This is a genomic window from Streptomyces sp. NPDC041124 (genome assembly GCF_055592385.1).
In genome coordinates this window covers 42673-56446 of record NZ_JBVIYR010000002.1, presented here as the reverse complement: position 1 = coordinate 56446, position 13774 = coordinate 42673, and the positions used below count along the sequence as shown (strand labels likewise).

Below are 13774 nucleotides of genomic sequence, written 5' to 3'. Positions count from 1 at the left end.
CGGCCGCTGCGACCGTGTCCCGGCCCGGGGCGCGGGCCGCCCCCGCGCCCCCGTCGTCATTCCGTTTGGGATTTCGGACCGTCACCCGCGAGACTGCATCCGTGACGTCCCGTATCCCGCGCGACTCCAGGCTTCGACTCGTCCGCCCGCGACCCCTGGCCGCCGCCCCCACAGCGATCAACCAGCGGCGCGCGCGCCGCCCCGCGCCACGACCTCCGGAGGGCACCCCCGCACCGGCGGAGCTGGCCAGAATGGCACGCTCCGGCCTGGCCGCGGCGGCCCGCGTCGCACGCTGGGCCGACACCGCCCTCGGCCCCGGCGGAGACGGGGCCACCGCCGACGGCAAGGCCACCCTCTCCGAGGCGACCGCGCAGCGGGCGGCCCAGGCCCTCGGCCTGACCCCCGCTCAGGTGCGCGCCGACTGGGACACCGCCCGCCTGGCCGGCCTCGTCGAGGTGCACGGCGGCACCGCCCGCCCCGGCTGGCGGCTGCGCGCCTGGAACCGTGACGACAGCGCCGTACTGCGCGGCTGGGTGGCCCTGTGCGACGCCTGGTCGCTGGCGTACCCCGAGCCCGAGGAGTACGAGCCCGCCGCCGTCGCCGAGGTCGTCACGGCCATGCCGCAGGTGCTCTCCTTCCTCCAGCTGTCCGCCGGCCCCGTCCCCGTGCCGCAGCTCCTGGACCTCCTGGAGCAGCGCGTCACCGAACTCCGTACGGAACGCTGCGAGATCGACTACGCGCCGCAGGCCGACGCGCCCCGCCCCGCCCTCGCCGAGCCGGCCGCCGCCGACGCCCCGCTCGAGCCGCTGCTCGACTGGGCGCTGTGCGCCCTCGCCTCCGTCGGGGCCCTCACCTACGGCGACGGACAGGCCACCCTCACCCCGCTGGGGAGCTGGGCGGTGTGGGTCAAGCTGGAGCAGATCTGCGTCGCCGCGCAGAGCCCCGCCGGGAACATCGAGCAGGGCGCCGAGGACATGCTGCGCGGCTGCGCCCGGCTGCGCCCCAACGCGGCCCGCGCCGAATACCGGGCCTGGCTCGCCGCCCGGCCGGTCGGCAGCGCCGTCACCGAGCTCATCCGCGCCGCCCGCGGCGAGGACGCGCTGCTGCGCGGTCTCGCCTTCGAGGCGCTGCGCGTGGTGGGCGCCCCCGCCGAACCCGAGGTCCGCACCGTGCTCGACGAACCGACGCTGCGGCCGTACGCCCTGCTGTGGCTCGCCGAGCACGACGGCGCCGACCCCGAGGACGCCCACGGGGTGCTCACCCGCGAGGAGGCCACCTGGCTGTGGGTGGACACCGCCGCCGCCGTCGCCGACCACGGTGAGGCCCCGCTGCTGGTGCGGCACCTGGAGTCGGCGGTGCAGCCCACCGTCCCGGCGCTGCTCAACGAGGTCCGCGCGGTCGGCCACCCGCGCACCGTGCAGGTCCTGGTCGCCCTCGCCGCCGCCCACCCCGACCCGGCCCTGGCCAAGGCCGTCCGCCGGGCCGCCTTCCAGGTCCACACCGGCGGCTGACCCCGCTCCCGGACCCGTGCGGGAGGACCCTGGCCCGCTCCGGCCGGGGTCCCGCCCCGGCCCTTCGGGCCAGGGTCCGACCCCAGCCCTTCGGCGGTCCGCCGAGGTCGCGCCCTCAGCCCCCGGTCTCCGGCGCGTACGTGCCGAAGGTCCAGACATTGCCCTCGACGTCACGGGCCATGTAGTCCCGTGAGCCGTAGTCCTGGTCCGTCGGGGGCATGAGGATCTCCGCGCCCTGGTCCACCGCGCGCCGGTGGTGGGCGTCGACGTCGTCCACCACGACGTACGCCGCCGACGGCCCCGCGCCCTTCATCGCCGTGTCGAACGCCCCGCCGCCGCCCTTCGAGCCCAGCATCACCACCCCGTCGCCCTGCACCAGCTCGGCGTGCATCACCGTGCCGTCCTCGCCCTCGTACACCGACAGTTCCCGGAAACCGAAGGCCTCCGTGAGCTGCCGGATCGCCGCCTTCGCGTCCCCGTACAGCAACGTCGGAACGATGCTCGGACGCCCGCCGCCCGTCCCTGCCATGGCGATCACTCCTCTGTGTCTCGCGTACACCGGAATGTCCGTCTCCCGCCCAGTCTGGCACCGGCCACCGGCAACGGCCCGGACGCACGCATCCGGAAAAGCGCTTGCACGGCCCCGTTAGAATGGCTCCCATGGCCATTCTCCTCGCGCATTAGACGGCGGGAACGTCCTCAGCCGCCCACCGCCAATCCACACCCGCCCTGGAGTCTGTCCGTGATCTCCGCCTCCGGTATCGAGCTGCGCGCCGGTGCCCGCGTGCTCATCGAAAGCGCCACCTTCCGCGTCGCCAAGGGCGACCGCATCGGCCTGGTCGGCCGCAACGGCGCGGGCAAGACCACCCTCACCAAGGTCCTCGCCGGCCAGGGCATCCCCGCCGGCGGCACCGTCACCCGCTCCGGCGAGGTCGGCTACCTGCCCCAGGACCCCCGCACCGGCGACCTCGACGTCCTCGCCCGCGACCGCATCCTCTCCGCCCGCGGCCTCGACGTGCTGATCCGCAAGATGCGCGACAACGAGCAGCGCATCGCGAGCGGCCAGGGCGCCACCCGCGAGAAGGCGCTGCGGCAGTACGAGCGCCAGGAGACGGAGTTCCTCACCAAGGGCGGGTACGCCGCCGAGGCCGAGGCCGCCACCATCGCCGCCGCGCTGAACCTGCCCGACCGCGTGCTCGGCCAGCCCCTGCACACCCTCTCCGGCGGTCAGCGCCGCCGCGTCGAGCTCGCCAGGATCCTGTTCTCCGACGCGGACACCCTGCTGCTCGACGAGCCGACCAACCACCTCGACGCCGACTCGATCGTCTGGCTGCGCGACTACCTCAAGACCTACCGCGGCGGATTCATCGTCATCTCCCACGACGTGGACCTGGTCGAGACGGTCGTCAACAAGGTGTTCTACCTGGACGCCAACCGCGCCACCATCGACGTCTACAACATGGGCTGGAAGCTCTACCAGCAGCAGCGCGAGGCGGACGAGAAGCGCCGCCGGCGCGAGCGGCAGAACGCCGAGAAGAAGGCCGCCGCGCTCAACGCGCAGGCCGACAAGATGCGTGCCAAGGCCACCAAGACCGTCGCCGCGCAGAACATGGCCCGCCGCGCGGAGAAGCTGCTGTCCGGTCTGGAGGAGGTCCGCCAGTCCGACAAGGTCGCCAAGCTGCGCTTCCCCGAGCCCTCGCCCTGCGGCAAGACCCCGCTGATGGCCGAGGGCCTGTCGAAGTCGTACGGCTCCCTGGAGATCTTCACCGACGTCAGCCTGGCCATCGACAAGGGCTCCCGGGTCGTCATCCTCGGCCTCAACGGCGCGGGCAAGACCACCCTGCTGCGGCTCCTGGGCGGCGTCGAGCAGCCGGACACCGGCGCCGTCGTGCCCGGCCACGGCCTCAAGCTCGGCTACTACGCCCAGGAGCACGAGACCCTGGACCCCGACCGCACGGTCCTGGAGAACATGCGCTCCGCCGCACCCGACATGGACCTCGTCGAGGTCCGCAAGGTGCTCGGCTCGTTCCTGTTCTCCGGCGACGACGTGGACAAGCCGGCCGGTGTCCTCTCAGGCGGCGAGAAGACCCGTCTCGCCCTCGCCACCCTCGTGGTGTCGTCGGCGAACGTGCTGCTGCTCGACGAGCCGACCAACAACCTCGACCCCGCAAGCCGTGAGGAGATCCTCGGCGCCCTGCGCACCTACAAGGGCGCGGTCGTCCTCGTCACCCATGACGAGGGCGCCGTCGAGGCGCTCCAGCCGGAGCGGATCATCCTGCTGCCGGACGGCGTGGAGGACCTGTGGGGCTCCGACTACGCGGACCTGGTCGCCCTGGCCTGAGGCGGCGCGACCGTCAGCGGGGGTTGACCGAAGGTGTGATCCACTGCGTATGGATCATTCGGCCCATCGGTGATCCATCATTCGTGTGAGATCTCCTCATCCCGGGGTGTGTCCTCCACCGATGTCGCGGCCGAGTTCCCGGAGAACCGGGGCTCGGCCGTCGCGCGCTCCTGACCTGGTGCTTCTCGGAAGAACCCGATGGGAGGTACCGGCGACACCCCTCGGAATTGTCGATTCCGTTCGTGGGGACGCGCTCCCGTCGTCACCACCTTGTCTCATCGACCTTGCCGAATGGGTGGCCATGGAGGCCGGTAGGGGTGATCATGAGGAGACCAGAGCGCACTTCCCATGAGGAGGCACGGGTGGCCGAGACTCTGAAGAAGGGCAGCCGGGTGACCGGCGCCGCGCGCGACAAGCTCGCGGCAGACCTGAAGAAGAAGTACGACGCCGGTGCGAGCATCCGGGCGTTGGCCGAGGAGACCGGCCGCTCGTATGGCTTCGTGCACCGCATGCTCAGCGAGTCGGGCGTCACGCTGCGAGGGCGTGGCGGGGCGACACGGGGCAAGAAGGCCCCGTCGGAGTGATCCCGGCGCCACGAGGACCGATGGTGGCCACCCGGTCGGGGGACTGACCGGCCGGGTGGTTACTGTGCAGTCACTTAGACGACCGCACTCATCGGAGGCGCCCCATGGCTTCGTCCGCCCAGGACCTCGGTCCGGTACTCGACAAGGACGGCGTACGGCTCACCGTCGACGACGCGATCGCCACGGTGACGCTGACCAACCCGGCCAAGCGCAACGCGCAGAGCCCCGCTCTGTGGCGGGCGCTCACCGAGGCGGGCCGGCTGCTGCCGGGCTCCGTCCGGGTCGTGGTGCTGCGCGGTGAGGGCAAGTCCTTCTCCGCGGGGCTCGACCGGCAGATGCTCAGCCCCGAGGGGATCGAGGGCGAGCCCTCGTTCATCGACCTCGCGCGCAGCGACGACGCCGCGCTCGACGCGGCCATCGCCGGGTACCAGGAGGCGTTCACCTGGTGGCGGCGCGGCGACATCGTGTCCATCGCCGCCGTGCAGGGACACGCCATCGGAGCCGGTTTCCAGCTCGCCCTCGCCTGTGACCTGCGTGTCGTCGCGGACGACGTGCAGTTCGCCATGCGCGAGACCAGCCTCGGACTCGTCCCCGACCTCACCGGCACGCACCCCTTGGTCGGCCTCGTCGGGTACGCCCGCGCGCTGGAGATCTGCGCGACCGGCCGCTTCGTCACGGCCGAGGAGTCCGTGAACACCGGACTCGCCAACCTCGCCGTGCCCGCGGCCGACCTGGACGCCACCGTCCAGGACCTCGCCGCGGCGCTGCTGGCCGCACCCCGGGACGCCGTCATCGAGACGAAGACCCTCCTGCGCGGCGCCCAGGACCGCACCTACGACGAGCAGCGCGCCGCCGAACGGGCCGCCCAGGCCCGCCGCCTGCGCGACCTGTCCGGCCTGGGCGAATAACACACCCCTCCCGAAACGCGCTCACTCCAGGTCGGTCACCAGGACCGTCACCGACGGACGGTCCGGCAGGGCCGCCGACGCGGCCTCGCGGACCGCACGGGCCACCTCCAGGGGGAGGTGGTCCGCCCGGACCGCGAGGTCCACGCGCGCGTGGCGGCGGGGGAGGGCGGCGCCCCCCGGGTGCTCGGACAGGCGGACCGCGCGGCCCGACGTGCCCGTCAGCCGGGCCACCCCCGGGACGGCGAGCACGGCCGCCGCGATCCGGCCCGTCTCCGGGCCGCCGGGGTCCGCCGGCCCGGACGGCCCGCTCTCGCGCGACGGCGCGCCGGACGCCACCGGCACGTCCGCGTCCAGCAGCTCCGTCACCCGCAGGTCCACCTCCGTCACCGTCAGCCCGATCCGTTCCGTCGCGGCCCCGGCCAGCACCGCGCGCAGCAGGGACACCGTCACCGGCAGCGGCCGCGCCGCCGTCGCCGCGAACTCCGCGGCCAGCCGCAACGGGCCCGGCGGCAGCGCGCTCGGCGGGGCCGGCACGACCGGCTCCTGCGGCTCCCCGGCCTCCTCCGGCCGGACGAGCCCGAGCCGCAGACCGTCCAGGCGCACGCCGGGCGCACTCTGTGCCACCGCACGACGCAGCAGCACCGCCGCCGCCCGCTCCGTGATCCACGCACCGTCACGCGCTCCACCCAGGGGCACGATCCTGCCGAGCCCGATCTGTCGCCGCACCGCGTGCGTCCATTCGTCCGCCGTCATTCCTCCAGACTGCCGCATCCCTGGCGCGGGACCGGGCAACCGCGCTTACGGTGGTCGAAGGAGGACGACCGAAGGGACGTACGGCGATGAGCGACATGACCGACGGAGGCTCGGTAAGGGCCTCCGATCTGGAGAAGAACCCTCTGGAATCCACCTCGCGCAAAGGACCCGGAGGCCGGCGCGGCGGCGGTGACCCCGCCACTCGCGGCCGCACCACCATCGCCGACGGCGTCGTGGAGAAGATCGCGGGGCTCGCCGCCCGGGACGTGGTCGGCGTCCACGCCATGGGCAGCGGACTGTCGCGGACCTTCGGGGCCATGCGGGACCGGGTGCCCGGCGGCTCCAAAGCGGTGACGCGCGGTGTGAAGGCCGAGGTCGGCGAGGTGCAGACCGCGCTCGACCTGGAGATCGTCGTCGACTACGGCGTGTCCATCTCCGACGTCGCCCGGGACGTGCGGGAGAACGTCGTCGCGGCGGTCGAGCGGATGACCGGCCTGGAGGTGGTCGAGGTGAACATCGCGGTGAGTGACGTGAAACTGCCCGAGGAGGAGGAAGAGGAGGAACAGGAGACCCGCCTCCAATGAGACCCGTTGAGCGGAGGAGGAGCGCACCATGAACATGGCCGTGGTCGGCATGATCGCCGGCATGGCGCTGGGCTTCGCCGGATACTTCGGTGGATTCGGGGCCTTCCTGCTGGTGGCGGCCCTCGGCGCCGTCGGCTTCGTCGTCGGGCGGTTCCTCGAGGGGGACCTGGAGTTCGGCGACTTCTTCCGCCCTCGTGACGAACGGCGGCGGTGACGGCGGTGAGCACGGTCGCCGCCGGAACGGGCGGAGAACCGGCCGCCGTCGCGGCGGGCGAGCGCGGGGCGACCACGATCGCCGACCGGGTGGTCGCGAAGATCGCCTCGCAGGCGGCCCGCGAGGCGATCGGCACCCTGCCGCCCGGCGCCGCGCCACCGCACGCGAGCGTCACGGTGCGCCACGACGCCGCCCGGGTCCGGGTACACGTCGAACTCGACTACCCGGGCGACATCGGAGGCCGCTGCCGGCAGGTGCGGCGCCGTGTGGTCGACCGGGTGCGCGACCTGGCGGACATGACGGTCCCGGAGGTCGTCGTCCAGGTGGAACGGCTGCATCCGGCCGCCGCCCTCACCGCCGAACAGGGAAGGACGCGATGAGCGAACCCCACGGCACGGTCGTGGCACAGGACCCGCCACCGTCACCCGACCGGGCGCACGGGCCCCGACGGGCCGACGAGCGACACAAGCGCTTCTGGTCGGCCCGCCGGGTTCCCGCGGGCGTGCTCGCGCTGCTGCTCCTGGCGGTCACGGGCGTCTTCCTCTACGACATCGTCGCCGTGCGCGCCGACCGGGACGGGATGAGCTGGCGCCGGGAACTGGCCCGGCAACTGGCCGAGCGGCCCCTGGACGACGTCTGGGTGCTGACCGGCGCGAGCGTCGCGGCCGCGCTCGGGCTCTGGCTGTTCCTGCTCGCCGTGACACCCGGCCTGCGCTCCCTGCTCCCGATGCGCCGCCCCCATCCCGACGTGCGCGCGGCACTGCACCGCGACGCCGCCGCGATGGTGCTGCGCGACCGGACCATGGAGGTGGCCGGTGTGCAATCGGTGCGGGTCAGGGTGAAGCGACGCCGCACCGACGTCCGCGCGGTGTCGCACTTCCGCGAACTGGACGACGTACGGACCGACCTGACCGCGGTGCTCGACGACGCGGTCGCAGATCTCGGCCTGGCCCGGCCCTCCGCGCCGTCGCTGCGCGTGCGGCGGCCCGGACGGAAGGGACGGTAGCGGTGCTCAAGGGTGTCAACCGTGTGCTGCTGGCGATCGCCGGCCTGGTGCTGATCGCCCTCGGCGGGTCCGTGCTGGCGATCGGACTGGGCGCGCCCGCGCCCTCCTGGTGGCTGCACGACGGCCGGCACGACGTGCTCCTGGACGAGTCCGAGCGGACCCGGTGGCGGGACGAGGGCTGGTGGTGGCCGGTCGTCATCGCCGTGCTCGCCGTCCTGGTCCTGCTCTGCCTGTGGTGGCTGCTCGCGGTGCTGCGCCGGCGGCGGCCGGCCGAGGTGCTGGTCGACACCGGCGACGGCGAGGGCGCGTCGCTGCGCGGCCGGGCCCTGGAGCACGCGCTGGAAGAGGAGGCGAACCGCCTGGACGGAGTAGCCCGAGCCCACGTCCAGCTCACCGGCCGTCGCGATGCCCCCCGGGCCCGGATGCTGCTCACCCTGGAACCGCACGTCGAGCCGGGAGCGGCCCTGCACGGCCTCACCATGGGCGCCGTCGCCCACGCCCGCGACTCGGCCGGCCTCACCGCACTCCCGACGGAGGCCCGCCTGCAGGCCCGGAAACACCGCCCGGAACGCGTCACCTGACCCCGCACACCGCTCCGGCCCCGCTCCCGCACACCGTCCGGCCCCGGCGCCCACCGCTCCGCACGATCCTGCGGGTGCCTCGTGCCGGCCGTTCCCGTGCACCTCGCGCCCGGTGCGGGCCCTCCACGCGTCAGAACCCGTGCCGGAAGCCCCCGTCCACGGGCAGCATCACGCCGGACACATAGGAGGCCGCCGGTGACAGCAGGAACGCCGCCGCCCGTCCGAACTCCTCCGGCGTCCCGTACCGCCGCATCGGAATCCTCGACTCCGCCGCCTGCCGGGTGGCCTCCGGATCCGCGGACAGCGCGTCGAGCTGCCGCACCCGGTCGGTGTCGATCCGCCCCGGCAGCACCCCCACCACCCGGATCCCTCGCGGTCCCAGCTCGTCGGCCAGCGACTTGGCGAACCCGGCCAGCCCCGGCCGCAGCCCGTTCGAGATCGTCAGCCCCGGGATCGGCTCGTGCACCGAGCCCGACAGCACGAACCCGATGACACCCCCCTCACGCAGCTCCTCCGCCGCCGCCCGGGCCATCCGCACCGCGCCCAGGAACACCGACTCGAACGCCGACTGCCACTGCTCGTCGGTGGTGTCGGTGACGAACCCCGGCGGCGGTCCGCCCACGCTGACGAGGACGCCGTCGAAACGCCCGAACCGCTCCCGCGCGGTGGCGATCAGCCGCGCCGGCGCCTCCGGATCGGCGTTGTCGGCGGCCACCCCGACCGCACCCGGCCCCAGCGCCGCCGCCGCCTCCGCGACCGACTGCTCGTCCCGCCCCGTGACGACCACCTTCGCACCGTCGGCGACGAGCTCGCGCGCGGAGGCGTTGCCCAGCCCGCGGGTCGCCCCGGTGACGACGTACACCCGGTCCTTCAGTCCAAGATCCATGGCCCTATCCTGCCCCCTCGTCCCCGAACAGGGCGAGGGCGGTGTTCACCAGCCCGATGTGGCTGAACGCCTGCGGGAAGTTCCCCAGCTGCCGCTCGCCCACCGGGTCGTACTCCTCCGCCAGCAGCCCCACGTCGTTGGCGAGCCCCAGCAGCCGTTCGAACAGCTCACGCGCCTCCTTCGTCCGGCCGGTCATGTGCAGGGCGTCCGCCAGCCAGAACGAGCACACCAGGAACGTGCCCTCCTCGCCGGGCAGACCGTCGACGGGCGCGGCGTCCGGGGTGTAGCGGCGTACGAACCCGTCCTGCCCCAGCTCGGCACGGACCGCCTCGATGGTGCCGAGCACCCGCGGGTCGTCGGGAGGCAGGAAACCCACCCGGGGAATCAGCAGCAGCGCCGCGTCGAGTTCGCGCGAGCCGTAGGACTGCGTGAACGTGTTCCGCTCCGGGTCGTACCCCTTCTCGCACACCTCCCGGTGCACCTCGTCGCGCAGCTCCCGCCAGCCCTCCAGGTCCCCCTCGAGGTCCGGGTCCTCCTCCAGGGCGCGCACCGAGCGGTCGGCGGCCACCCACACCATCACCTTGGAGTGCACGAAGTGGCGGCGGCCGCCGCGCACCTCCCACAGCCCCTCGTCCGGCTGCCGCCAGGCCGTACGCAGGAACGTCAGCAGCACCGACTGAAGGTCCCACACGTCCGGATGCGCCGGCAGTCCCGAACGGCGGGCCAGCGCCAGGGAGTCGACGACCTCCCCGTACACGTCCAACTGGAGCTGGTTCACGGCGTCGTTGCCGACGCGCACCGGCGTGGCGCCGCCGAACCCGGGCAGCCATGACAACTCGAACTCCGGCAGCCGCCGCTCGCCCGCCAGCCCGTACATGATCTGCAGGTCCGCCGGGTCGCCGGCGACCGCGCGGAGCAGCCAGTTGCGCCAGGCCTCCGCCTCCTCCTGGTACCCGGCGGCCAGCAGCGCGTTCAGCGTCAGCGTGGAGTCACGCAGCCAGCAGAAGCGGTAGTCCCAGTTGCGCACCCCGCCCGGCTCCTCCGGCAGCGAGGTGGTGGGCGCGGCGACGACACCGCCGGTGGGCCGGTAGGTGAGCGCCTTGAGCGTGATCAGCGACCGGACGACCGCGTCCCGGTGCGGGCCGTCGTACCGGCAGAGCGCCGCCCAGGCCTGCCAGTCGTGGACGCTGTGCCGCAGCGAGGAGTACGGGTCGACCAGCGCGGGCCGCGGCTCGTGGGAGGGGTGCCAGGTCAGTACGAACGCGACCCGCTCGCCCTCCTTCACCGTGAACTCCGAGTGGGTGCCCAGGTCCTCGCCCCACGTGGGCACCTCCGGCACGCTGCGCAGCCACGCCGAGTCCGGGCCCGCCACCGCCACCCGGTGGCCGTCCTCCTTGCGCACCCAGGGCACGACCGATCCGTAGTCGAAGCGCAGGCGGAGCGTGCTGCGCACGGTCACCTCACCCCGCAGACCCTCGACGATCCGCACCAGGTCGGGTGCGCGGTGGCGCTGCGGCATCAGGTCGGTGACCCGCACCGCCCCTTCGGAGGTCTCCCACTCGGTGTCCAGGACGAGCGTGTCCTCGCGGTAGGAGCGGCGGGTGCACCGGTCGGCGCCCGCCGGCGCGATCCGCCAGTGCCCGTGGTTCTCGTCCCCGAGCAGCCGGGCGAAGCAGGCCGCCGAGTCGAAGCGCGGCAGGCAGAGCCAGTCGACCGAGCCGTCCGCGCCCACCAGGGCAGCGGTCTGTTCGTCGCCGATGAGCGCGTAGTCCTCGATACGTTGCACGGGGTGCGGGTTCCCGGCCTTCGGGGGCCGCAATCAGGGCCGAAGCCGGGGGAGTGACGGACCGTCGGCCGCCGCCGCGCCGTTGCCGGAGAAGATCACCCCGGGGCGTGTCGGGGCCTGGTTGAGCACCCACAGGCCGATCAGTGTGGCCAGCGTGAAGACCACGGCGACGAGCACGGTGAGGACGAGCCGCCGCCGGCGTTCCCGGCGCAGCCACTCGCCGCGCGCGGTGCGGTAGGCGTCGGGGTCGGGCGACACCCCGCCGGCCAGTGCCCGCAGGGCGTCGCGCAGCTCCCGTTCGGTGCGCTCCGCGCCCGGCGGCGGGGGCGCTCCGGCACGGTCGTGGTCCGTGCGGTCCTGGCCGGTGTCGTTCATCGCCGGGCCTCCATCGCCTGGGTCAGCGCGGCGATGCCGCGCCAGGTGTGCGTCTTGACGGAGCCCCGGGAGATGCCCATCGCGGCGGCGATCTCGCTCTCCTTCAGTCCCAGCCAGTGCCGCAGCACCAGCGCCTCGCGCTGGCGGGCCGGAAGCTGCTGGAGGGCGTCGATGAGCACCCGCTGGTCGTCGCGGAGCAGCGCGGTGTTCTCCGCGGAGGTCACGGTCTCGTCGGCCGGGGCGGGCGGGCGTTCCTCGTGGCGGCGGGCGGCCTGCAGGTGGCGGATCCGCAGCCGGGTCAGGTGACAGACCGTGGAGCGCAGCCGTGCCTCCGCCGCCGCCACGTCCCTCAGCCGCCGCCACTTGCGGTAGATGCGGTAGTACGCCTCGGCCACCACGTTCTCCGGGTCGTCCGCGCCGAGCAGCACGGCGAGCCGCAGCATGGAGGAGTAGTGCAGCTCGAAGAGGCGGGCGACGCCGGCCTCCCGTTCCAGATCCGCCGGTGCGGTGACGGCGGGCCCGAGCGGTGCGGCCGGGACCGCGGGGGAGGGCGGGGGCGCCGCGGGGGCCGGTGACGGGGCCGTCCGGGTACGGGCATGCTCTCCGCGTCTCACGTGTGGTGCGCTCCTTTCTGCGGACGTCGCCCGGCCGGCAGGCGGGACGGCAGGTCGGTGGCGTCGGCGCCGCGGGGGACGCCGAGCCTGGCGAGGGCGGCGGTGCCGGCCACCGCGACGGTCAGGTTGAGCAGCAGGGCCGCGACGCCCGCGTAGATCTCCAGCGGTCGGCCGGCGGCGCCGAGCGGCACGACCGGGGAGAACCCCTCGCGCACCACCAGGTACGTCCCGGCGGCCATGCCCACCGCCCAGCCGGCCAGCAGCGCCCGCGGATGCAGCCACCGCGTGTACAGGCCGACCGCCACCGCCGGGAAGATCTGCAGGATCCACACCCCGCCGAGCAACTGGAGGTTGATGGCGTCCTGGTCGCGCAGCCCGAACACGAACGCCACGGCACCCGCCTTCGCGGTCAGCGACACCGCCTTGGCGACGCGCACCTGCCGTTTCGGCGTGGCCGTCGGATGGACGTACTCGACGTACACGTTCCGCACGAAGGAGGTCGCCGCGGCGATCGACATCACCGCCGCCGGCACCAGCGCGCCCACCACGATCGCCCCGAACACCAGCCCGGCCAGGGCTCCCGGCATCAGCCGCTCGACGAGCATCGGCACCGCCGCCTCGGCGCCGCCCTCGGGCGCCCGCACCCCGGCCGCCAGGGCCGCGACGCCGAGGAACCCGAACAGCGCCAGCAGCGCGGTCCAGGCGGGCAGCCCCGCCGACACCTTGCGCAGGGTGCGCGGGCCGTCGGCGGCGAACCCGGCGGTGAGCACGTGCGGATACATCAGCAGCGCCAGCGCGGAGCCGAGAGCCAGCGTGGCGTAGGCGGGCTGCTGTTCGGGCGTGAGCAGCATCGGCGAGTGGGCGGCGTCCGTGCCGCCGAGGGCGCGCGCCGCCCCGTCGAACACGGGGCCGGGCCCGCCGAACCGTGCGAGGACCAGCCAGCAGACGGCGGTCAGCGAGACGAACACCGCCACTGCCTTCAGCGCGGAGATCACCGTGGGCGCCCGCAGCCCGTGCCGGTAGGTGGCCACGGCGAGCCCCGCGAACACCGCCACCATCACGAGGTCCCCGGTGGCACCGCGCGGATACAGTCCGCCCGCGGTCAGCACCGCCCGGATGCCGAGCAGCTGGAGCGCCAGGTACGGCATCGTCGCCAGGATCCCGGTCAGCGCCACGGCCAGGGCCAGCAGGGGCGAACCGTAGCGGCCGCGCACGAAGTCGGCGGCGGTGATGTAACCGTGCCGGCGGGCCACGCTCCACAACCGGCTCAGCAGCACGAACGCGAGCGGGCAGACGATCACCGTGTACGGCACCGCGAAGAACGCGGGCGCGCCGTTGCCGTACGCCAGCCCCGGGACGGCGGTGAAGGTGTACGCGGTGTAGACCGTCCCGCCGAGCAGCAGCCAGGTCCAGCCGGCGCCGAGACTGCGGTCGGCCAGCGCCCAGCCCTCCAGCGACGGCAGCCGGTCGCCGGGCCTCAGCCGCCGCGCGGTGACGGCGAGCAGCGACGCCCCGCCGATCACGGCGAGGAACGCCGCGGTCATGGCGCCGTCGGCCATGCTTCACCGTCCCCGTCCCAGGTGGCTTCCGTCCGGTACGCCGCGTCACTCTCGCACAGAGCGCCCGGAACC

The 13774-nt window shown here is 74.0% G+C and carries 16 protein-coding genes; 9 read left to right on the top strand and 7 right to left on the bottom strand.

The annotated features are described in order from the left end of the window. The first annotated feature begins 101 nt into the window (after window positions 1–101). Window positions 102–1511 (top strand): hypothetical protein, encoded by a 1410-nt coding sequence (locus ACZ6A9_RS04635; protein WP_468978296.1) that lies wholly within the window; start codon window positions 102–104, stop codon window positions 1509–1511. Window positions 1512–1626: 115 nt separating this feature from the next. Here the strand turns inward: ACZ6A9_RS04635 and ACZ6A9_RS04630 are convergent, their stop codons facing one another. After that, a complete protein-coding gene (locus ACZ6A9_RS04630; protein WP_468978290.1) occupies window positions 1627–2040 on the bottom strand; it encodes a VOC family protein in 414 nt (137 codons plus the stop codon). 213 nt (window positions 2041–2253) lie between these two features. On the opposite strand from ACZ6A9_RS04630, the gene abc-f reads away from it, so the two are divergent. The 3 genes from abc-f to ACZ6A9_RS04615 all read left to right on the top strand — a co-directional run bounded on the left by abc-f (window position 2254) and on the right by ACZ6A9_RS04615 (window position 5344). After that, window positions 2254–3852 carry a ribosomal protection-like ABC-F family protein gene (gene abc-f / locus ACZ6A9_RS04625; RefSeq protein WP_468978284.1) on the top strand — a complete coding sequence of 533 codons (1599 nt, stop codon included), beginning with the start codon at window positions 2254–2256 and terminating at the stop codon, window positions 3850–3852. 362 nt (window positions 3853–4214) lie between these two features. Next, window positions 4215–4436 carry a helix-turn-helix domain-containing protein gene (locus ACZ6A9_RS04620; RefSeq protein WP_468978279.1) on the top strand — a complete coding sequence of 74 codons (222 nt, stop codon included), beginning with the start codon at window positions 4215–4217 and terminating at the stop codon, window positions 4434–4436. 104 nt (window positions 4437–4540) lie between these two features. After that, window positions 4541–5344 carry an enoyl-CoA hydratase/isomerase family protein gene (locus ACZ6A9_RS04615; protein ID WP_468978276.1) on the top strand — a complete coding sequence of 268 codons (804 nt, stop codon included), beginning with the start codon at window positions 4541–4543 and terminating at the stop codon, window positions 5342–5344. A gap of 21 nt (window positions 5345–5365) precedes the next feature. Here the strand turns inward: ACZ6A9_RS04615 and ACZ6A9_RS04610 are convergent, their stop codons facing one another. After that, window positions 5366–6097, bottom strand: a complete 732-nt coding sequence (locus tag ACZ6A9_RS04610; RefSeq protein WP_468978270.1) for a nucleopolyhedrovirus P10 family protein — start codon at window positions 6095–6097, stop codon at window positions 5366–5368. Window positions 6098–6183: 86 nt separating this feature from the next. On the opposite strand from ACZ6A9_RS04610, the gene ACZ6A9_RS04605 reads away from it, so the two are divergent. The 5 genes from ACZ6A9_RS04605 to amaP are packed head-to-tail and all read left to right on the top strand — an operon-like array spanning window position 6184 to window position 8482. Beyond that, window positions 6184–6681: an Asp23/Gls24 family envelope stress response protein gene (locus tag ACZ6A9_RS04605; protein WP_468978265.1), complete on the top strand. Its 498-nt coding sequence runs from the start codon at window positions 6184–6186 to the stop codon at window positions 6679–6681. A gap of 28 nt (window positions 6682–6709) precedes the next feature. Then, on the top strand, window positions 6710–6895 hold the full coding sequence (locus ACZ6A9_RS04600) for a hypothetical protein (protein ID WP_189555134.1): 186 nt from the start codon (window positions 6710–6712) through the stop codon (window positions 6893–6895). After that, entirely contained in the window at window positions 6892–7275 is a 384-nt protein-coding gene (locus tag ACZ6A9_RS04595; protein WP_468978261.1) for a hypothetical protein, read from the top strand. The genes ACZ6A9_RS04600 and ACZ6A9_RS04595 overlap by 4 nt, the downstream gene beginning before the upstream one ends. Then, window positions 7272–7901 carry a DUF6286 domain-containing protein gene (locus ACZ6A9_RS04590; protein WP_468978256.1) on the top strand — a complete coding sequence of 210 codons (630 nt, stop codon included), beginning with the start codon at window positions 7272–7274 and terminating at the stop codon, window positions 7899–7901. The genes ACZ6A9_RS04595 and ACZ6A9_RS04590 overlap by 4 nt, the downstream gene beginning before the upstream one ends. Before the next feature lie 2 nt (window positions 7902–7903). Next, the gene (amaP, locus tag ACZ6A9_RS04585) at window positions 7904–8482 is read left to right on the top strand and encodes an alkaline shock response membrane anchor protein AmaP (protein WP_468978251.1); all 579 of its coding nucleotides are present in this window, start codon (window positions 7904–7906) and stop codon (window positions 8480–8482) included. A 130-nt stretch (window positions 8483–8612) separates the two neighbouring features. Here the strand turns inward: amaP and ACZ6A9_RS04580 are convergent, their stop codons facing one another. The 5 genes from ACZ6A9_RS04580 to ACZ6A9_RS04560 are packed head-to-tail and all read right to left on the bottom strand — an operon-like array spanning window position 8613 to window position 13702. Further along, a complete protein-coding gene (locus tag ACZ6A9_RS04580; protein ID WP_468978246.1) occupies window positions 8613–9368 on the bottom strand; it encodes an SDR family oxidoreductase in 756 nt (251 codons plus the stop codon). Window positions 9369–9372: 4 nt separating this feature from the next. Further along, complete coding sequence (locus tag ACZ6A9_RS04575) at window positions 9373–11154, bottom strand: glycoside hydrolase family 15 protein (protein ID WP_468978240.1); 1782 nt, start codon at window positions 11152–11154, stop codon at window positions 9373–9375. A 33-nt stretch (window positions 11155–11187) separates the two neighbouring features. Continuing rightward, complete coding sequence (locus tag ACZ6A9_RS04570; protein ID WP_468978235.1) at window positions 11188–11529, bottom strand: hypothetical protein; 342 nt, start codon at window positions 11527–11529, stop codon at window positions 11188–11190. Beyond that, entirely contained in the window at window positions 11526–12143 is a 618-nt protein-coding gene (locus ACZ6A9_RS04565; RefSeq protein WP_468978230.1) for a sigma-70 family RNA polymerase sigma factor, read from the bottom strand. The genes ACZ6A9_RS04570 and ACZ6A9_RS04565 overlap by 4 nt, the downstream gene beginning before the upstream one ends. Further along, complete coding sequence (locus tag ACZ6A9_RS04560; RefSeq protein ID WP_468978227.1) at window positions 12140–13702, bottom strand: sodium:solute symporter family protein; 1563 nt, start codon at window positions 13700–13702, stop codon at window positions 12140–12142. The genes ACZ6A9_RS04565 and ACZ6A9_RS04560 overlap by 4 nt, the downstream gene beginning before the upstream one ends. Between the last annotated feature and the right edge of the window lie 72 nt (window positions 13703–13774).